Raw genomic sequence first — 22,009 nt, 5'->3', positions numbered from 1 at the left:
TGAATTGTGCCGACTCGATCCAGACGACGGTTCGGAGCAGAAAAAAAATGATCAAGCTTCCGGAGTCGGACGGCACCCTGACCGTCTACCACCCGACCCAGGCGCCGCGCGTGGTGCAGCCCGCCGACCCCTCCCCGTTTCGGACCCGTTCCGTGCTGGCCACCGCGCACGTGCTGGGTGACCCGCTGGCCGACAACGAGCCCTTCGGTCCGCCCGGCGGCGACCCGCCGCCGCAGTCGCTGGACTGGGAGGCGACCCTGGCCTTCCGCCGGCACCTGTGGTCGTACGGTTTCACGCTCTGCGAGGGCATGGACACCGCCCACCGCGGCATGGGGCTGGACTGGCCCCGCGCCGCCGAGCTGATCCGCCGCTGCGGCGCCGAGGCGAAGGCGGTCGGCGGCCGGATGGCCGCGGCCGTCCTCACCGACCAGCTGGAGCCGTTCGCCCCGGTCACCCTCGCCGAGGTCCAGGCCGCCTACGAGGAGCAGCTGGCCGTGGTCGAGGAGGCCGGCGCGCAGCCGGTGATCATGTGCAGCCCGCACCTGAACGTCGCCGTCCGCGGCCCCGAGGACTTCGCCACCGTGTACGGCAACCTGCTGCGCCAGTCGAGCCAGCCGGCGATCGTGCACTGGATCACCTCGGAGTGGGACCCGCGCAACTCGGAGTACTTCGGCTACGAGGAGCCCGACGACGCGTACGACGCGCTGATCGCCATCGTCCGCGACAACCTGGACAAGGTCGACGGCGTCAAGATCGGACCGGCGTCGCTGGCCCGGCAGGTCGAGTGGCGCAAGCGGCTGCCCGAGGGCGTGAAGTTCTACACCAGCGACACCACCGAGTACCCGGAGATGTTCGTCGGCGACGGGTCCGGGCACAGCCACCCGCTCACCCCGGTCATCGACGCGGTCGTGCCGATCGCCGCCGAGGCCTTCCGGGCGCTCGACGCCGGCGACGACAGCCGGGCCCGGGGGCTGCTGGAGGAGACCCTGCCGCTCAACCGGCACCTGTTCAGCGGCGAGGGCCGGAGCATCTTCTTCTTCAAGACCGGGGTGGTCTTCCTCGGCTGGCTGGCCGGGCACCACGACCACTTCCGGATGGTCTGGGGCGAGCAGTCCGCCCGCTCGGTGCCGCACCTGGCCGCCGCGTACCGGCTGGCCGACAGCCTCGGCGCGCTGCCGGACCCGGAACTCGCCGAGCGGCGGATGAAGCTCTTCCTCGCCACCTCGGGGATCGAACAGTGAGCCGGGCCGTCGTCCTCGGCGGCGGCCTCGCCGGGATGCTCGCCGCCGCCGCGCTGGCCCGCGCCGTCGACGAGGTCACCGTCCTCGAACGGGACCAGCTCCCCGCCGAGCCGCAGCCGCGCAAGGGGCTGCCCCAGGGCCACCACAGCCACATCCTCATGCGCGGCGGCGTCGAGGCCCTCGACCAGCTGCTGCCCGGCGTCACCGACCGGCTGTACGCCGCCGGCGCCAAGCGCCGGGGGCTGCCCTCCGGCGCGCTGGCCCGCGGCCCCGAGGGCTGGATGGAACGGCTGGACACCGACGCGTACCTGCTGCTGTGCAGCCGGGAACTGCTCGACCACGTGGTCCGCGAGCAGGTGCTGCGCGAGGAGCGGATCGGCGTCCGGGAGGGCACCCGGGTCACCGGGCTGGTCGGCGACGCCGACCGGGTCACCGGCGTGCGGGTCGAGCAGGGCGGCGCGGAACGCACCCTCGACGCCAACCTGGTGGTCGACGCCACCGGCCGGGCCACCAGCGCCCCCAAGTGGCTGGTCGACCTGGGCCTGCCGCAGGTCCGCGAGGACGTGGTGGACGCCGGCATCGTCTACGTCAGCCGCTGGTTCACCGCACCGCCCGGCACCCGCGACGACTTCCCCGGCGTGATGATCCAGATGCAGGCGGGCACCGGCCGCCCCGGCCAGGGCGCCGGGCTGCTGCCGATGGAGAACGGCCGCTGGATCCTCAGCCTCTTCGGCAGCCGGGGCGGCGAGCCCCCCACCGACGAGGAGGGCTTCGCGCAGTTCGCCCGGGACCGGCACCACCCGATCATCGCCGACCTGATCGCCCAGGCCCGCCCGGCCGGGCCGATCCGGGCCTACCGGAGCATCCCCGACCAGCGGCGACGCTTCGAGAAGCTGCCCGTGCCGGAGGGCTTCCTGGTGATCGGCGACGCCGCCCAGGCGCTGAACCCGGTGCACGGCACCGGCATGTCGGTCGCCGCGCAGTGCGCGCTGGCGCTGCGGACCGAGCTGGACGTGCGGGGCCTGCGCCCCGGCTTCTCCCGCAACGTGCAGGCCGCGATCGCGAAGATCAACCAGGGCGCCTGGCAGATCGCCGTCAACACCGACCAGGGGCTGCCGCACGTGCGGGCCAACGTACCGCTGCGCGGCGGCGCGTTCGCCAACAAGATGGCCGCCCGGGTCGCCCGGACCGGCTGCGGCAACCGCATGGTGATCAACACCGTGTTCAACGTGGCGTCGCTCTGCGCGCCGATGACCCGGATGATGACCCCCGCCTTCCTCTGGGCGGTGCTGCGCGGCCCCCGTACGCCGGCGCTCACCGCCGAGCAGGCCATCGCGCAGTTCCCCGAGTTCGGCGACCTCGTCAAGGTCGACGCGGCGCCCCGGTCCACGGCCAGTCCGGCCTGACCCATGCACGACCCGCAGACGGCTCACCTCGCGATCGGAACAGGCGGTGGTACCCGGTGAACCAGGAGATGCCGTCGCGGGACGGCGCGGTGCTGCCCTGGGTGCTCTCCGGGCGCGGCGCCGACGCGCTGCGCGGGCAGGCGGCCCGGCTGTCGGCGTACCTGGAAAAGGCCGCCGACCCGCGGGCGGCGGACGTCGGTCACTCGCTGCTGACCACCCGCGCCCGGCTCGGCCACCGCGCCGTGGTGCTCGGCGCGGACCGCGCCGAGCTGCTGGCCGGGGTACGCGCACTGGCCGACGCCGCCGACGCCCCCGGCGTGGTGACCGGCACGGTCCTGCCCGACGCCCGGGCGGTCTTCGTCTTCCCCGGCCAGGGCTCCCAGTGGCCCGGAATGGCCCGGGCGCTGCTCGACGAGGCGCCGGCCTTCGCCGCCCGGCTCACCGAGTGCGCCACCGCGCTCGAGCCGTACGTCGAGTGGCGGCTGCTGGACGTGCTGCGCGACCCCGACTCCCCGCTCTGGGACTCGGTCGACGTGGTGCAGCCGATGCTCTGGGCGGTCATGGTGTCGCTGGCCCACCTCTGGCAGGAACACGGGGTACGGCCCGCCGCGGTGGTCGGCCACTCCCAGGGCGAGATCGCCGCCGCCTGCGTCGCCGGCGCGCTCACCCTGGACGACGGCGCCCGGGTCGTCGCCCTGCGCAGCCGGCTCATCGGCGCGGAACTCGCCGGCCTCGGCGGGATGATGTCCGTGCTGCTGCCCCGCGACGCCGTCGAGGCCCGGCTGGAGCGGTGGGCCGGCCGGCTCCAGCTCGCCGTCGTCAACGGCCCGTCGTCCATGGTGGTCTGCGGCGAGGTCGCCGCCCTCGACGAGTTCCACGCCGAGCTGACCGCCGACGGTGTGCAGGTCCGCCGGATCGCCGTCGACTACGCCTCGCACTCGCACTACGTCGAGGGCATCCGGGAGAAGCTGATCGAGGCGCTCGCCCCGGTCAGCCCGCGTACCGCCGGGGTGGCCTTCTACTCCACGGTCACCGGGGGGCCGCTGGACACCGCCACGGTGACCGCCGACTACTGGTACCGCAACCTGCGCCAGACCGTCCGCTTCTCCGAGGCCGTCCGGGCGCTGCTCGCCGACGGGCACCGCGTGTTCGTGGAGTCCAGCGCCCACCCGGTGCTCACCTCGGCCGTGCAGGACACCGCCGAGGCGGCCGGCGTCACCGCCGTACCGATCGGGTCGCTGCGCCGCGAGGACGGCGGGCTGCGCCGCTTCGCCACCTCGCTCGCCGAGGCGTACGTGCACGGCGCGCCGGTGGACTGGGCCGGTTTCCTCGCCGGCGGCCGGATCGTCGACCTGCCCACCTACGCCTTCCAGCGGCGGCGCTACTGGAAGAACCCGACCGGGCGCACCACCGGCGCCGGTGAGGGCGCCCCGGGCCACCCGCTGCTGACCGGACTGGTCCGGCCCGCCGACGGCGACGGGCTGCTGCTCACCGGCCGGCTCTCCGTGACCCGGCAACCCTGGCTCGCCGACCACGAGGTCCACGGCCGGCCGGTGCTCCCCGGCGCCGCCCTGGTGGAGCTGGCCCTGCACGCCGGCGAGCAGGTCGACCTGCCAGGCGTGGCGGAGCTGACCCTCGGCGCGCCGCTGGTACTGCCTGAGCGCGGCGCCGTCGCGCTCCAGGTCGTCGTCGGCGCCCCCGACGCCGACGGCGCGCGCCCGGTCAGCGTCCACTCCCGCCCCGAGGACTCCGACCAGCCGTGGACCCGGCACGCCGAGGGGCTGCTCGCGCCCGCCGCCCCGGCCCCCGCCGCCGCACCGGCCGACTGGCCACCGCGCGACGCCGCCGCCGTCGACATCCGCGACGGGTACGCCCGGCTGACCGGGCGGGGCTACGGCTACGGCCCGGCGTTCCAGGGACTGACCGGGCTCTGGCGGCACGGCGACGACCTCTTCGCCGAGGTGACCCTGCCGGAGGCGGCCCAGCCGGACGCCGACCGGTTCGGGGTGCACCCGGCGCTGCTCGACGCCTGCCTGCACGCCGGCGTGATCTCCGACGCGGGCGGGGACACCCTGCTGCCGTTCGCCTGGACCGACGTCACCCTGCACGCCGTCGGGGCCACCGCGCTGCGGGTACGGGTGCGGCGCCTCGGGCCGGACCGGGCCACGATCGAGGCGGTCGACCCGGCCGGCGCACCGGTGATCTCGGTCGGCGCGCTGGTGGCCCGCCCGGTCGCCGCCGAGCAGCTGGCCGCCGCCGGCGGTGCCCCGGCCGTGGAGCCGCTGCGCCTGGACCGCCGACCGGTCGACCTGACGGCGGGCGTCGGCTCGTTCGACGGCTGGGCGGTGCTCGGCGCGGACCCGCCCATCGGCGCGCCCGCCACCAACCACCCCGACCTGGCCGCGCTCCGGGCCGACCTGGACGCCGGTGCCGCCGTACCCGAGGTGGCGCTCTGGCCCGTCAGCGCCGGCGCCGGCGACGTGATCGACGGCGCGCACGCGGCGGCCCGGCGGGCACTGCGGGTCGTCCAGGAGTGGCTGGCCGACGAGCGGCTGGCCGGCGCGACGCTGGTGGCGCTCCTGCCCGACGCCGACGACGACCTGCGCACCGCGCCGGTGCGAGGCGTGCTCCGGGCCGCCGCGGCCGAGCACCCGGGTCGCTTCCTGCTGGTCGGTGCCGACGACGATCCCGTCTCCCTGGCGGCGCTGCCGGCCGTGCTGCGCCTCGGCGAGCCCGAGGTGACGTTGCGGGCCGGCGCGGCGGCCGTACCCCGGCTGGTGCGCGCCCCCGCGAACGGCGACGCCCCGCCGGCGCTGGCGCCCGACGGCACCGTCCTGGTCACCGGCGGCACCGGCGGCCTCGGCGCCCTGGTGGCCCGCCACCTGGCCGCCGTCCACGGCGTGCGACACCTCCTGCTGACCAGCCGCCGCGGCCCGGACGCCCCCGGCGTCGACGCGCTGCGCGCCGAGCTGACCGACCTCGGCGCGCGGGTCACCGTCGCCGCCTGCGACGTCGCCGACCCGGTGGCGCTGCGCGCCCTGCTCGACGCCGTGGACGCCGCGCACCCGCTGACCGGGGTGGTGCACGCCGCCGGGGTGCTCGACGACGGCCTCGTGCAGTCGCTGACACCCGAGCGGGTGGACGCCGTGCTGGCGCCGAAGGTCGACGCCGCCTGGCACCTGCACGAGCTGACCCGCGACGCCGACCTGGCGCTGTTCTGCCTCTTCTCCTCGGCCGCCGGGGTGCTCGCCCCGGCCGGGCAGGCCAACTACGCCGCCGCGAACCTCTTCCTGGACGCCCTCGCCGCGCACCGCCGCGCCCGGGGCCTGCCCGCGCACTCCCTGGGCTGGGGGCTCTGGGCCGGCGGCACCGGGATGACCGGGCACCTCGACGAGACGGCGCTGCGCCGGCTGCGCCAGCAGGGCTTCGACGCGCTCTCCGAGGCCGACGGGCTGGCCCTGTTCGACGCCGCGCTGGCCGGCGACGTCACCGCGCCGGTGCTGCTCCGGCTGGACCGGGCCGGCCTGCGCGCCCAGGCCACCGCCGGGGCGCTGCCGGCCGTGCTGCGCGACCTCGTCCGGGTGCCCCGCCGCCAGGCCCACCGGGGCACCGGCGCCGCCTCGCTGGCCGACCGGCTGCGGCGGCTGCCCGAGGAGGACCGCCGCCGCACCCTGCTGGACCTGGTCCGCGCCGAGGTCGCCGGGGTCCTCGGCCACGCCACCCCGGACGCCGTGGACGCCGGCCGCGCCCTCAAGGAACTCGGCTTCGACTCGCTCACCGCGGTGGAGCTGCGCAACCGGCTCAACGCGGCGACCGGCCTGCGGCTGCCCGCCACGCTGGTCTTCGACCACCCGACCGTCTCGGCGGTCGCCGCCCACCTCGCCGCGACGCTGCTCGGCGCGGCCCACCCGGCCACCCCGGTCGCGGCGGCGCCGGCCGTCGCCGACGAGCCGATCGCGATCGTCTCGATGGGCTGCCGCTTCCCCGGTGGGGTCGGCTCCCCGGAGCAACTGTGGCGGCTGGTCGCCGACGGGGCGGACGCCATCTCCGGGTTCCCCACCGACCGCGGCTGGGACACCGACGGCCTGTACCACCCCGAGCCGGGACTGGCCGGGCGGACGTACACCCGGTCGGGCGGGTTCCTGGCCGACGCGGGGGAGTTCGACGCCGACTTCTTCGGGATCAGCCCGAACGAGGCCGTGGCGATGGACCCGCAGCAGCGGCTGCTGCTGGAGTGCGCCTGGGAGACCCTGGAACGCGCCGGCATCGACCCGGCCACGCTGCGCGGCAGCGACACTGGCGTCTTCGCCGGCCTGATGTACCACGACTACGCCGGCAGCACCGCCACCGGCTCCATCGCCTCCGGTCGGGTCGCGTACGCCCTCGGACTGGAGGGGCCGGCGGTCACCGTCGACACCGCCTGCTCGTCGTCGCTGGTGGCGCTGCACTGGGCAGTCCGCGCGCTGCGCGCCGGGGAGTGCTCGCTGGCCCTCGCGGGTGGGGCGACCGTGATGGCCACCCCCGAGGTGATCCTGGAGTTCAGCCGGCAGCGCGGGCTCTCCCCGGACGGCCGGTGCCGCTCCTTCGGCGCGGGCGCCGACGGCACCGGCTTCTCCGAGGGCGTCGGCCTGCTGCTGGTCGAACGGCTCTCCGACGCCCGCCGCAACGGGCACCCGGTCCTGGCGGTGGTGCGCGGCTCGGCGGTCAACCAGGACGGCGCGTCGAACGGGCTCACCGCCCCGAACGGTCCGTCGCAGCAGCGGGTGATCCGGGCCGCCCTGGCGTCGGCCGGCGTGCCGGCCGTCGAGGTGGACGTGGTGGAGGCGCACGGCACGGGTACGACCCTCGGTGACCCGATCGAGGCGCAGGCGCTGCTGGCGACCTATGGTCAGGACCGGCCCGCCGACCGGCCGCTGTGGTTGGGGTCGATCAAGTCGAACCTGGGGCACACCCAGGCCGCCGCCGGTGTGGCCGGCGTGATCAAGATGGTCCTGGCGATGCGGCACGGTGTGCTGCCCCGGACGCTGCACGCCGAGGAGTCCTCGCCGCAGGTGGACTGGTCGGCCGGTGCGGTGGAGCTGCTGACCGAGGCGCGCGAGTGGCCGGTCGACGGGCGCCCCCGCCGGGCCGGGGTGTCGTCGTTCGGCATCAGCGGCACCAACGCCCACATCATCATCGAGCAGGCCCCGGACGACGCGTCGACCGGTGCGTCCGGCCCCGGCGCGGACTCAGGGGTGACGGGCGTGCTGCCGTGGCTGGTGTCCGCGAGGTCGGTACCGGCGCTGCGGGCCCTCGCGGGTCGGCTGGCGGAGGTCGCCGGCCCGATGGACCTGGCGGACGCGGCCGCGGCGGCCCGGACCCTGGCGACCGGCCGGGCGCTGCACCCCCACCGGGCCGTGGTGCTCGGCGCGGACCCGGCGGAGCTGTCCGCCGGCCTGACCGCCCTGGCCGCCGGCGCCGGCACTCCCGGCCTGGTCACCGGCGTGGCCCGGCCGGGTGGTCGGCTGGCGGTGCTGTTCACCGGTCAGGGCGCGCAGCGCCTGGGCATGGGTCGTGAGCTGTACGGGGCGTTCCCGGCGTTCGCCGCTGCGTTCGACGCGGTGGTGGCCGAACTGGACGCGCACCTGGACCGGCCGCTGCGTGAGGTGATCTGGGGGGACGACGAGGAACTGATCCGGCGGACGGGCTATGCGCAGGCCGGCCTGTTCGCCGTCGAGGTGGCCCTGTTCCGGTTGGTGGAGTCGTGGGGTGTGCGGCCGGATTTCGTGGCCGGGCATTCGATCGGTGAGCTGGCTGCCGCGCATGTCGCCGGGGTGTTGTCGTTGGCGGACGCGGCTTGTCTGGTGGCGGCTCGTGGGCGGTTGATGCAGGCGTTGCCCGATGGTGGCGCGATGGTGGCGGTGCAGGCGTCGGAGGAGGAGGTGCGGGCGGCGCTGGCGGGTCCGGGTGTGGTGGTCGGATCCTTTGGAGCTGATGTCGTAAACGACTCAGCCGGGACCGGCAACGGCATCGGCAACGGTGCGGGCACCGGCACCGGCAGCGGTGCGGGCACCGGCAATGGTGGCGGTCACGTGGCGGCTGGTGGTGTGGACATCGCGGCCGTCAACGGCCCCCGGTCCGTGGTGATCTCCGGCCCCGAGGCCGCCGTGCTCACGGTCGCCGAGCACTTCACCACGCTTGGTCGTAAGACCACCCGGCTTCGGGTCAGTCACGCGTTCCACAGTGGGTTGATGGATCCGATGCTCGACGAGTTCCGCGCTGTCGCGACGAGCCTGACCTACACCGAGCCGCAACTTCCGGTCGTGTCCAATCTGACCGGCGCCCTGGCCAGCAGCGAGCTGACCGACCCCGACTACTGGGTCCGGCACGTTCGCGAGGCCGTGCGTTTCGCCGACGGCATCATCGCCCTGCATCAGGCAGGCGCGACCACGTTCCTGGAACTCGGTCCGGACGCCGCGCTCACCCCAATGATCGAGGGCATCCCCACCGACGACGTCACCGTCATCCCCAGCCTGCGGCGGGGACACGACGAACACCGCCAGGCCCTCGCCGCCCTCGCGAGGCTGCACGTCACCGGCACCACCGTCGACTGGACCGCACTGCTCCCGCAGACCACCGGCACGATCGATCTGCCCACTTACCCCTTCCAGCGGCAGCGCTACTGGCTCGCCGCACCCTCCACCGCCGACCTCTCCGGCTTCGGGCAGGTCGCCACCGGCCATCCGCTGCTCGGCGCCAAGGTGAGCGTCCCCGACGACGACCTGCTGGTGCTCACCGGCAGGATCTCCCTGCCCGGGCAGCCCTGGCTGGCCGACCACGACCTGCACGGCCGCGTCGTCTTCCCCGGCACCGGCCTGCTCGACCTCGCCCTGCACGCCGGTGCGCAGGTCGGCTGCGACCGGCTGGTGGAGCTGACCGCCGAGACCCCGCTGGTCCTCACCGACGAGGCGGTCACCGTACGCGTGGTGGTCGGGTCGCCCGGCGAGCACGGCGCGCGGCCGGTCGGGGTGCACACCCGCGGCGCCGACGAGGAGCTGCCGTGGACCCGGCACGCCACCGGCGTGCTCGCCCGCGGCGGACCCACCCCGCCCCCGCCGCCGGCCGCCTGGCCACCCCCGGGCGCGGTCCGCGCGGACGTCGAGGACGTCCACCGCGGCCTGCTGCGCCACGGCTACGGGTACGGCCCGACCTTCCAGGGCCTGCGGGCGGTGTGGCGCCGGGGCACCGAGCTGTTCGCCGAGGTGAGCCTGCCCGAGGGGGTCACCGCCGACGGCCACGAGACGCATCCCGCGCTGCTCGACGCGGCCCTGCACCCGCACCGCCTCGACGACGCCGCCGGACCGGTCCAGCCGTCGGTCTGGCGGGACGTCACCCGCCACGCCGCCGCCCCGGCGACGCTGCGCGTCCACCTGGTGCCGGTCGGCGGCGGGGTCACGCTGACCGCCACCGACGCCGACGGCCGCCCGGTGCTCACCGTCGGACACCTGGAGAGCCGGCTGGTCGGCGCCGACGAACTGGCCGCCGTCACCGGCGCCGGCGACGAGAGCCTGCTCCGCCTCGACTGGGTACCCGCGCCCGAGGCCGCCCCGGACGCCGCGCCGGCCACCTGGGCGGTGCTCGGCGCGGACCCGTTCGGGGTGGTCCCCGACGCGCCCGCGCAACCCGACCTGGCCGCGCTGCTCGCCGCCGTGGACGCCGGCGCGCCGGAACCGGCGTATGTGCTGCACGCCCCGGCCACCCCGGCCGGGCAGGGGCCGGAGGCGGTCCGCGCCCTGCTCACCGACCTGCTCGGCACGCTGCAAGATTGGTTGGCGCAGAGCCGGCTGCCCCGGACCCGGCTGGTGCTGCTCACCCAGGGCGCGGTCGGAGCGGGGGAGCTGCCTGCCGACCCGGTGCTCGCGCCGGTGTGGGGGCTGGTCCGCGCCGCCGAGTCCGAGCAGCCGGGACGGCTGGTACTCGTCGACACCGACGGCAGTGGACCCTCCTGCGTGGCCCTGCCGGCGCTGCTCGCGTACGACGAACCGGAGCTGGCCGTCCGCGACGGCCGCGCGCTGCTGCCCCGGCTGACCCGGGCCACCGCCGGGGCCGGCGCGCCACCGCGCTGGGACACCGACGGCACGGTGCTGGTCACCGGCGGGACCGGCGGACCCGGCGCGGCCATCGCCCGGCACCTGGTCGCCGAGCACCGGATCGACCACCTGCTGCTCGCCGTCGACCCCGCCGAGGACGCCGACAAGGACCTCCTCGCCGAGCTGGCCGACCTCGGCGCCGACGTCACCGTCGCCGCGTGCGACCTGACCGACCGGGACGCGGTGGGGGCGCTGCTCGACTCGATCCCCGGGGCGCACCCGCTCACCGCCGTGGTGCACGCCCCCGCCGTACGCGAGGAGAGCCTGCTCGCCACCACCGCGCCGGAGGCGTTCGCCGCCGCCCTGCGCGCCACCGTCGACCCGGCCTGGCACCTGCACGAGCTGACCGCCGACCGGCCCCTCGCGGCGTTCGTGCTGGTCTCCTCGGCCGCCGGGCTGATGTTCGGCGCCGGCCGGCCGGCCACCGCCGCGGCGGCCACCTACCTCGACGCGCTCGCCGCCCACCGGGCCGCCCGCGAGCTGCCCGCCACCGCCCTCGCCTTCGGCGCGTGGGAGGCCGGGCCGCCCTGGCTGGACCGGATGGGCCTGCACCCGCTCGGCGTCGCCGAGGGGCTGGCCCTGGTCGACCGGGCGCTCGGGCAGGCCACCCCCGCCCTGGTCCCGGTACGCCTCGACGTCGCCACGCTGCGCGCCACCGGCGACGCGCTGCCGGCGCTGCTGCGCCAGGTGGTCCGGGTACCGGCCCGCCGCGTCGCGCCGACCGGTCCCGACCTGACGCAGCGGCTCGCCGGGCTCCCCGACGACCAGCGGGACCGCTTCCTGCTGGAGCTGGTCCGCACCCACGTCGCCGCCGTCCTCGGCCACCCCGACTGGCGTTCGGTCGAGCCGGACCGGGCCTTCCAGGACCTCGGCTTCGACTCGCTGGCCGCCGTGGAGCTGCGCAGGACGCTCAGCGAGGCGTGCGGGCGGTGGCTCTCGCCGACGCTGGTCTTCGACTACCCGACCTCGCGGGAGCTGGCCGCCCACCTCGCCGCCGAGCTGGGCGCGCGGGACGTCGCCGGGGACGACCGGGTGCTGACCGAACTGGACCGGCTCGCGGCGGTGCTCGCCGGCCCCACCGACGGCGACCCGGCCCGGGTCACCGCCCGGCTGGAGGCGGTGCTGCGCGAGTGGCGGACCCGGCACGACCCGGCCGGGCCGGACGGCACGGACGACGACCTGGCCACGGCGACCGACGACGAACTGTTCGCGGTGCTGGACAACCTGGGGATGGGCTGAGCGGCGATGGCGACCGACGACAAGCTGCGCGACTACCTCAAGCGCGCCACGGCTGACCTCCAGCAGACCCGGCGGCGGCTGCACGACGCCGAGCAGCGCTGGCACGAACCCATTGCGATCGTCGCCGCGGCCTGCCGGTTCCCCGGCGGTGTCCGCACCCCCGACGACCTGTGGGAGCTGGTCGCCTCCGGCGGCGACGCGATCAGCGGGTTCCCGCAGAACCGCGGCTGGGACGTCGCCGGCCTGTACGACCCGGAGCCGGCCACGCCCGGGCGGACGTACTGCGTCAACGGCGGGTTCCTGCACGACGCGGGGGAGTTCGACGCCGACTTCTTCAAGATCAGCCCACGGGAGGCGCGGGAGACCGACCCGCAGCAGCGGCTGCTGCTGGAGACCGCCTGGGAGGTCGTCGAGCGGGCCGGCATCGACCCCGCCTCGCTCAAGGGCAGCGCCACCGGCGTCTTCGCCGGCCTCGTCTACCACGACTACGCCGCCAAGGGCGTCGGCAGCCTCGCCAGCGTCGCCTCCGGCCGGGTCGCGTACGCGCTCGGCCTGGAAGGCCCGGCGGTCACCGTGGACACCGCCTGCTCCTCGTCGCTGGTCTCGGTGCACCTGGCCGCGCACGCGCTGCGCGCCGGCGAGTGCGGCCTGGCCCTGGCCGGCGGGGTGACGGTGATGTCCACCCCGGACTCGTTCGTCGGGTTCAGCCAGGACCGGGGGCTGGCCCCCAACGGCCGGTGCAAGTCCTTCTCCTCCGACGCCGACGGCACCGCCTGGGGCGAGGGCATCGGCCTGCTGCTGCTGGAACGCCTCGCCGACGCCCGCCGCCACGGCCACCCGGTGCTCGGGCTGGTCCGGGGCAGCGCGGTCAACTCCGACGGCGCCAGCAACGGCCTCTCCGCCCCCAACGGACCGGCCCAGCAGCGGGTGATCCGGGCCGCGCTGGCCGCCGCGCAGCTCACCGCCGACCAGGTCGACGCCGTCGAGGCGCACGGCACCGGCACCACCCTCGGCGACCCGATCGAGGCGCAGGCGCTGCTCGCCACGTACGGACAGGGCCGGCCGGCGGACCGGCCGCTCTGGTTGGGCTCGTTCAAGTCCAACGTCGGGCACGCGCAGGCCGCCGCCGGGGTCGGCGGGATCATCAAGATGCTGGCGGCGATGCGGCACAACACGCTGCCGCAGACCCTGCACGTCAAGGAACCCACCCCCAACGTGGACTGGTCCACCGGCAACGTGCGGCTGCTCACCGAGGCCCGGCCCTGGCCGCGCGGCGACCGCCCCCGCCGGGCCGGGGTCTCCGCGTTCGGGCTCAGCGGCACCAACGCCCACGTCATCGTCGAGGAGCCGCCCGCCGAGACCGCCCCGGTCGAGGACACCGCCCCCGCCGCCCGGGACGACGCTGGCGCGCCGTCGGCGCGGCCGGTGGCGCTGCTGGTCTCCGGGCGGGACGAGCCGGCGCTGCGGGCGCAGGCCCGCCGGCTCGCCGGCCACCTGGAGGAGCGCGCCGACCAGGCCCCGGCCGACGTGGCGTACTCGCTGGCCACCACCCGCGCCGCGCTGGAGCACCGGGCCGCCGTGATCGGCGCCGACCACGCCGCGCTCCGCGCCGGCCTGGCCGCGCTCGCCGACGGCACCGCCGCCGCCCACCTGGTCCGCGACACGGTACGCGTCGACGGCCGCACCGCCTTCTGCTTCACCGGGCAGGGCGCCCAGCGCCCCGGCATGGGACGGCAGCTGCACGCCACCTTCCCGGCCTTCGCCGACGCGTTCGACGCCGCCGTCGCCGCCCTCGACCCGCACCTGGCCCGGCCGCTGCGCGAGGTGGTGTGGGGCGCCGACGCCGACCCGCTGAACGACACCGGGTACGCCCAGCCGGCGCTCTTCGCGCTGGAGGTGGCGCTGTACCGGCTGCTGGAGAGCTGCGGGGTGCGCCCGGCGTACCTGGTCGGGCACTCCATCGGCGAGCTGGCCGCCGCGCACGTCGCCGGCGTGCTCACCCTGCCCGACGCGGCGGCGCTGGTCGCCGCCCGGGGCCGGCTGATGGGGGCGCTGCCTCCCGGCGGGGCGATGGTCGCCGTGGAGGCGACCGAGGCGGAGGTCCGGCCGCTGCTCGACGAGCGGGTCGACCTGGCCGCGGTGAACGGCCCGACCGCCGTGGTGGTCTCCGGCGTCGAGGCCGCCGCGCTGGCCGTCGCCGAGCAGTTGCGCGGCCCCGGCCGGCGGACCCGGCGGCTGGCTGTCTCGCACGCCTTCCACAGCCCGCTGATGGAACCCATGCTCACCGAGTTCGCCGAGGTCGCCCGGTCGCTGCGCTACACCGCGCCGACCCTGCCGGTGGTCTCCACCCTGACCGGGCAACCGGTCACCGGCGAGCTGACCGACCCGGAGCACTGGGTACGCCAGGTGCGCGGCACCGTCCGCTTCCACGACTCCGTACGGTGGCTCGCCGACCAGGGCGTCACCACGTTCCTGGAGCTCGGCCCGGACGCGGCGCTCTCGGCCACCGGCCCGGACTGCGTCGGCGACGGCCGGGACGCGGTCTTCGTGCCGCTGCTGCGCCGGGACCGGGACGAGGAGCGGGAGCTGGTCACCGCACTGGCCCGCGCCCACACCCGCGGCACGGCGGTCGACTGGGCGGCGGTGCACCCCGGCGCCCGCCGGGTCGAGCTGCCCACCTACGAGTTCCAGCGCCGCTGGTACTGGTGGGAGGCGCCCGAGCCGGTCGCTGCCGACCCGAGCTTCCTCGACGACCTCGCCGCCGCCGACCCCGCCGCCCTCGCCGCCGACCTCGGCGTCGACCCGGCCGCCCTCGGCCAGGTGCTGCCCGCTCTGTCCGCGCTGCGCCGCCGGCACGCCGACCGGTCCGCGGTGGACGGCTGGCGCTACCGGGTGGTGTGGGAGTCCGTCGCCGACCCCGAGCCGGGTCCGGCGCCGGCCCGCTGGCTGGTCGCCGTGCCCGACGGGTACGACAACGACCTGCGGGTCGGCATGATCGCGGCCACCCTGGCCGAGCACGGCGGCGAGGTGGTCCGCCTCCCGGTGGCCGACGCCGACCGGGCCGCCCTCGCCGCCCGGCTGCGCGAACTGCCCGGCCCCGGCACGGTGCTGCTCTCCCTGCTCGCCCTCGACGACCGGCCGCATCCCGACCACCCGGCGCTGACCCGCGGCCTCGCCGGGACGGTCGCGCTGGTCCAGGCGCTCGGCGACGCCCAGTTCGACGCCCCGATCTGGTGCCTCACGACCGGCGCGGTCGCCGTCGACCCGAGCGAGTCCGCCGACCCGGCCCAGGCCGCCGTGCACGGCCTCGGCACCGGCCTCGCCCTCGACCTGCCCCGGCACTGGGGCGGGCTGGTCGACCTGCCCGAGTTCCCCGACCCGGCCGCCCTGCGCCGGCTGCGCGCCCTGGTCACCACCACCGGCGGCGAGGACCACGTGGCCATCCGCGACGGCGGGGTGCGCGCCCGCCGGATGGTCCGGGCCGCCCGGCCGGTGGCGCCGCCGTCGTGGCGGCCGCGCGGCACCGTGCTGGTCACCGGCGGCACCGGCGGCCTCGGCGCGCACGTCGCCCGCGCCCTGGCCCGGGCCGGCGCCGCGCACCTGGTGCTGGTCGGCCGGCGCGGCAAGGACACCCCCGGCGCGGACGCGCTGGCCGCCGAGCTGACCGGCCTCGGCGCCGAGGTGACCCTCGCCGCGTGCGACGTCGCCGACCGCGACCAGCTCCGGGACCTGCTCGACGGGCTGCCCGCCCGGTGGCCGCTGACCGCCGTGGTGCACGCCGCCGGGGCCATGCAGCGCATCGCCCCGGTGGGGGAGCTGACCCTCGCCGAGATCGCCGACGTGGCCGCCGCCAAGGTGGCCGGCGCCGCCCACCTCGACGACCTGCTCGCCGACACCGAGCTGGACGCGTTCGTGCTCTTCTCCTCCGGCGCCGCCGTCTGGGGCAGCGCCGGGCAGGCCGGCTACGCCGCCGCGAACGCCTACCTGGACGCGCTGGCCGCCCGCCGCCGGGCCCGGGGCCTCGCCGCCGCCTCGATCGCCTGGGGCTCCTGGGACAGCGGCATGGTCGACGCCGACCTGGCCGCCGGGATGCGCCGCCTCGGCGCGCCGCCGATGCGACCGGAGCTGGCGATCACCGCGCTGCCCGAGGCGTACCGGGCCGACGCCGGGGACCTCGTCGTCGCCGACATCGACTGGTCGCGCTTCGCCCCCGTCTACACCATGGCCCGGCGGCGACCGCTGCTCGACGCGCTGCCGGAGGTGGCCGAGGCGGTCGCCGGCGACACCACGAGCGCCCCGACCGGGCTGGCCGACCGGCTCGCCGGGCTGCCGCCGGCCCAGCGGGCGCGGGCCCTGCTGGACACCGTCCGCGCCGAGGTGGCCGCGCTGCTCGGCTACGACAGCCCGGCCGCCCTCGACCCCGTCCGCCCCTTCGCCGACCTGGGCTTCGACTCGGTCGCCGCGATGGACCTGCGGCAGCGGCTCACCGCCGCCACCGGCCAGGCGCTGCCCGCCACCCTGGTCTTCGACCACCCGACGCCGGCCGCCGTGGCGGAGTTCCTCGGCGCGGAAATGGGGGTCGGCGCCGCCGACGCGACGACCGGGCCGGCGGCCGACCTGGACCGGCTGGAGGCGTCGCTGGCCGCGCTGCCTGAGGACGACGCCGCCCGGCCCGCGCTCGCCGCCCGGCTGCGCGCCCTGATCGGCCTGGTCGACCCCTCCGCCGGCGACGACCGGCTCGGCGAGGCGGCGACCGCCGACGAGATCTTCGACTTCATCGACAACGAACTCGGGTTGCGCTGACCCGCACAGGGGTGAGGACCGGCATGGCGGAGGACGGCAAGCTTCTCGACTACCTGAAGCGGGTGACGGCGGATCTCACGCAGACCCGCCAGCGGCTCCAGGAGGTCGAGGGCGTCGAGCGGGATCCCATCGCGATCGTGGCGATGGCGTGCCGCTACCCGGGGGACGTGCGGACCCCGGAGCAGCTGTGGGACCTGGTGGCCGGCGGGGTGGACGCGGTCGGTCCGCTCCCCACCGACCGGGGCTGGGACCTCGCCCGGCTGCTCGCCGACGACCCCGACCGGATCGGCACCAGCTACGTCGCCGAGGGCGGCTTCCTCGCCGAGGCCGCCGAGTTCGACGCCGCCTTCTTCGGCATCTCCCCCCGCGAGGCCGCGGCGATGGACCCGCAGCAGCGGCTGATGCTGGAGGTCTCCTGGGAGGTGCTGGAACGCGCCGGCATCGCCCCCGACGCCGTCCGGGGCAAGCCGGTGGGCGTCTTCACCGGCTCCGGCTACCAGGACTACGGCGACCTGCTCAACGCCGCCCCGGAGGCGGCCGAGGCGTACCTGGGCACGGCGGCGGCGGCCTCGGTGATCGCCGGGCGGGTCGCGTACACGCTGGGGCTGGAGGGGCCCACGCTGACCGTGGACACCGCCTGCTCGTCGTCGTTGGTCGCGCTGCACCTGGCCGTGCAGGCGCTGCGCCGGCGCGAGTGCACCCTCGCGCTGGCCGGCGGGGTGATGGTGATGTCCACCCCGGCGCCGTTCGTGGCGTTCAGCCGGCAGCGCGGACTCGCGCCCGACGGCCGCTGCAAGGCGTACTCCGACGACGCCGACGGCACCGGCTGGGCCGAGGGCGCCGGCGTGCTGCTGCTCGAACGGCTCTCCGACGCCCGCCGCAACGGCCACCCGGTGCTCGCCGTCGTGCGCGGCACCGCGGTCAACCAGGACGGCGCGTCCAACGGCCTCACCGCCCCCAGCGGGCCGGCCCAGCAGCGGGTCATCCGCGCCGCCCTGGCCAACGCGCAGCTCCCGCCCGGCGAGGTCGACGTGGTCGAGGGGCACGGCACCGGCACCACCCTCGGCGACCCGATCGAGGCGCAGGCGCTGCTCGCCACGTACGGACAGGGCCGGCCGGCGGACCGGCCGCTCTGGCTCGGCTCGCTGAAGTCCAACTTCGGGCACGCGCAGGCCGCCGCCGGGGTCGGCGGTGTGATCAAGATGGTGCAGGCCATCCGGCACGGCCTGCTGCCGAAGAGCCTGCACGTCGGCACCCCGTCGTCGCACGTGGACTGGACACCGGGGACCGTCCGGCCGCTCGCCGAGGCGCTGCCCTGGCCCGAGCTGGGCCGCCCCCGCCGGGCCGGCGTCTCCTCCTTCGGCGTCAGCGGCACCAACGCGCACGCCATCATCGAGCAGGCCCCCGAGGAGGAGTCGGCCGAGGTCACGACGCCGGAGCCGGCGCCGTCGGGGCGTACCCTCGCCTGGGTCCTGTCGGCCCGCGACCCGCAGGCGCTGCGCGCGCAGGCCGCGCGGCTCGCCGCCGGCGCGGCCGGACCCGACCCGGCCGACGTCGGGCACGCCCTGGTCACCGGCCGCTCCGCGCTGGACCACCGCGCGGTCGTCACCGGTACGGACACCGCCGCGCTGCTGGCCGGCCTGGCCGCCCTCGCCGACGACCGCGAGGCCGCCAACCTGGTCCGCGGCACCGCCCGCACCGACGCCCGGGTGGCCTTCGTCTTCCCCGGCCAGGGCTCGCAGTGGGCCGGGATGGCGGTCGAGCTGCTCGACTCGTCGCCGGTCTTCGCCGCGACGATCGCCGAGTGCGCCCGCGCGCTGGCACCCTTCGTCGACTGGGACCTGGTCGACGTGCTGCGCGGGGCGCCCGGCGCGCCCACCCTCGACCCGGTCGACGTGGTGCAGCCGGTGCTCTGGTCGGTGATGGTCTCGCTGGCCGAGCTGTGGCGCAGCCACGGCATCGAACCGGCCGCCGTGGTCGGCCACTCGCAGGGCGAGATCGCCGCCGCCTGCGTCGCCGGTGCGCTCACCCTCGACGACGGCGCCCGGGTGGTCGCCCTGCGCAGCCAGGTCATCGCCGCCGAGCTGGCCGGCCTGGGCGGGATGATGTCGGTCTCGCTGCCCGCCGACGCCGCCCGCGCGCGGCTCGCCGGCTGGGCGGGTCGGCTCTCTCTCGCCGCCGTCAACGGCCCCGGCTCGGTGGTGGTCTGCGGCGAGGTGGACGCCCTCACCGCGTTCCAGGCCGAACTGGCCGCCGAGGAGATCCGCACCCGGATGATCCCGGTGGACTACGCCTCGCACTCCGTCTTCGTCGAGGGCATCCGGGACCGGCTCGCCGAGCTGCTCGCCCCGGTCCGGCCCCGCACCGCGGAGGTGCCGTTCTACTCGGCGGTCACCGGTGCCCTGCTGGACACCACCGCCCTCGACGGCGGCTACTGGTACACCAACCTGCGGCAGACCGTGCTCTTCGCCGACGCCACCCGGGCCATGCTCGCCGACGGGCTGACCGTCTTCGTCGAGCCCAGTGCCCACCCGACGCTCAAGGTCGGTATCGAGGAGACCGTCACCGACGCCGGCGCCCCGGCCGTCGTGATCGGTACGCTGCGCCGCGACGACGGCGGACCGGACCGCCTCGCCGCCTCGCTCGCCGAGGCGTACGTCCACGGCGTCGCGGTGGACTGGCTGCCGCTGTTCGAGGGGCGGCCGGGGCGGCGGGTGGAGTTGCCGACGTACCCGTTCCAGCGTCGCCGGCACTGGCTGGACGCGGCCGCCACCGGCACCGGGGACGTCACCGGCGCCGGCCAGCACCCCGCCGACCACCTGCTGCTCAGCGCGGTCGTCGCCACCCCCGCCGACGACGGGGTGGTGCTCACCGGACGCATCTCCACCGGCACCCACCCGTGGCTGGCCGACCACGCCGTCGCCGGCACCGTGCTGGTCCCCGGCACCGGCCTGGTCGAGCTGGCGCTGCGCGCCGGCGACGAGGTCGGCTGCCCGGCCGTCGACGAGCTGACCATCGGCGCGCCGCTGGTGCTTGCCGACGGCGCCGGCGTGCAACTGCGGGTCGCCGTCGGCGCGGCGGGGGAGCGCGGCACCCGCCCGGTCAGCGTCTGGTCCCGGCCCGAGGACGCCACCCCCGACGCGCCCTGGCAGCGGCACGCCACCGGCCAGCTCGCCCCGGCCACCGCCCGCCCCGCCGACGACCTGCGGCAGTGGCCGCCGGCCGGCGCCACCGCCGTGGACGTCGCCGCCCTCTACCCGGAGCTGGCCGACGCCGGGCTGGCGTACGGGCCGGTGTTCCAGGGGCTGCGGGCCGCCTGGCGGGCCGGCGCCGAGGTGTACGCCGAGGTGGAGCTGCCCGAGGAGGCCACCGCCGACGCCGAGCGGGCCGACCTGCACCCCGCCCTGCTCGACGCCGCGCTGCACGCGGTCGCCCTCACCGACGCCGTCGACGACCGGGCGCTGCTGCCGTTCGCCTTCACCGGGGTCACCCTGCACGCGGTCGGGGCGTCCAGCCTGCGGGTGCGGATCACCCCGCTGCGCGCCGGCGAGGTCGCCGTCGAGGCTGCCGACGCCACCGGCGCGCCGGTGCTCTCGCTGGACTCCCTCGTCCTGCGGCCGCTTCCGGCCGACCTCGCCCCGGCGGCGGCCGGGCCGGTCGCCGAGGCACTCTACCGCACCGCCTGGACGCCCGTGCCCACCCCGCCGCCCGCGCCCGTCCAGGTCGGACGGTGGGATGCCGGCGAGGTCGCCGACGTGGTGGTGCTGCCGGTCACCGGCGGCGCCGACGCGGCGTCGGTGCACGACACCGCCCGCCGCGTGCTCGCCGACCTGCAGACCTGGCTGGCCGACGACCGGTACGCCGCCACCACCCTGCTGGTGCTCACCCGCGGCGCGGTCGGCCGTGACGGCGAGGACGTCACCGACCTGGCCGGCGCCGCCGTCTGGGGCCTGGTCCGCTCCGCCCAGTCGGAGCACCCGGACCGGATCGTCCTCGCCGACACCGACGTCGACGTCACCGACGCCGTCGCGCTCGCCCCGACCCTCGTCGCCGCCGGTGAGCCGCAACTGCTGCGACGCGCCGGCGACCTGCTCGCCACCCGGCTGGTCCGCGCGCCGGCCACCGGCGAGGAGCCGCCGGCCGGCCGGATCGACCCGGCCGGCACCGTGCTGGTCACCGGCGCCAGCGGCACCCTCGCCGCCATCGTCGCCCGCCACCTGGTCCTCGCCCACGGAGTACGCCACCTGCTGCTGCTCAGCCGGCGCGGACCGGCCGCCCCCGACGCGGCCGACCTGGCCGCCGAGCTGACCGGCCTCGGCGCCTCGGTCGACCAGGTCGCCTGCGACGTCACCGACTCCGACGCCCTCGCCGCCGTGCTGGCCGACGTCCCGGCCGGACGGCCGCTGACCGCGGTGGTGCACACCGCCGGCGTGCTCGACGACGGCACCATCGCCTCGCTCACCCCCGAACAGCTCGACGCCGTGCTCGCCCCGAAGGTGGACGCGGCGCTGCACCTGCACCAGCTGACCCGCGACGCGAACCTCGGCGCGTTCGTCCTGTTCGGCTCCGCGGCCGGCGTGGTCGGCGCGCCCGGGCAGGGCAACTACGCGGCGGCGAACGCGTTCCTCGCCGGCCTCGCCGCGCACCGCCGGGCGCAGGGGCTCGCCAGCCAGTGCCTGGCCTGGGGGTTCTGGGCGCAGGCCACCGGCATGACCGGGCGGCTCGGCGGCGTCGACCGGGCGCGCATCTCCCGCAGCGGCATGATCGGCCTCACCGTCGACGAGGGGCTGACCCTGCTCGACGCCGCCCTGGACCGCCCCGACGCCCTGCTCCTGCCGGTCCGCTTCGATCTCGCCGCCGTACGCGCCCAGGGCGACGTGCCAGCGCTGTTCCGTACCCTGCTGCCGGTCGCCAGGCGCAGCGCCGCCGGGGTACGCGCCGACGCCGGTTCCCTGGTGGACCGGCTGCTCCGGCTGCCCGAGGCGGACCGTGAGCAGGCGCTGCTCGACCTGGTGCTGGACCGGGTGGCGCTGGTGCTCGGCTTCACCTCCGCCGCCGCCGTCGCCCCGGAGCGGGCGTTCCGCGAGCTGGGCTTCGACTCGCTCACCGCGGTCGAGTTCCGCAACCGGCTCAACCAGACCCTCGGCCTGCGGCTGCCGGTCACCGCGGTCTTCGACTACCCCTCACCGGC

At 76.9% G+C, this 22,009-nt stretch carries 4 protein-coding genes and 1 pseudogene (1 of these 5 only partly in view); all 5 read left to right on the top strand.

Going from position 1 to position 22,009, the window contains the following annotated elements; genetic code table 11:
• Nucleotides 1-47 precede the first annotated feature (47 nt).
• Nucleotides 48-1,241, top strand: a complete 1,194-nt coding sequence (locus ACTMS9_RS16865; protein ID WP_210778549.1) for a DUF993 family protein — start codon at nucleotides 48-50, stop codon at nucleotides 1,239-1,241.
• Nucleotides 1,238-2,647: an NAD(P)/FAD-dependent oxidoreductase gene (locus ACTMS9_RS16860; RefSeq protein WP_441147876.1), complete on the top strand. Its 1,410-nt coding sequence runs from the start codon at nucleotides 1,238-1,240 to the stop codon at nucleotides 2,645-2,647. The genes ACTMS9_RS16865 and ACTMS9_RS16860 overlap by 4 nt, the downstream gene beginning before the upstream one ends.
• A gap of 56 nt (nucleotides 2,648-2,703) precedes the next feature.
• Entirely contained in the window at nucleotides 2,704-12,015 is a 9,312-nt protein-coding gene (locus ACTMS9_RS16855; RefSeq protein WP_441165404.1) for an SDR family NAD(P)-dependent oxidoreductase, read from the top strand.
• Between the two features lie 6 nt (nucleotides 12,016-12,021).
• A pseudogene (locus tag ACTMS9_RS16850) lies at nucleotides 12,022-16,818 on the top strand (type I polyketide synthase); the annotation flags it as partial.
• A 23-nt stretch (nucleotides 16,819-16,841) separates the two neighbouring features.
• On the top strand, nucleotides 16,842-22,009 hold the 5' end (the start) of the coding sequence (locus tag ACTMS9_RS16845; RefSeq protein WP_441165403.1) for an SDR family NAD(P)-dependent oxidoreductase. 10,744 nt of this gene lie beyond the right edge of the window; only the first 5,168 of its 15,912 coding nucleotides appear in the window; it begins with the start codon at nucleotides 16,842-16,844; its stop codon lies beyond the right edge, outside the window.

This window comes from Micromonospora sp. L31, assembly GCF_052068075.1.
Taxonomy (GTDB): Bacteria; Actinomycetota; Actinomycetes; order Mycobacteriales; family Micromonosporaceae; genus Micromonospora; species Micromonospora purpureochromogenes.
The sequence above is the reverse complement of the archived record's forward strand: the minus strand, read 5'-3'. Positions and strand labels throughout refer to the sequence as shown.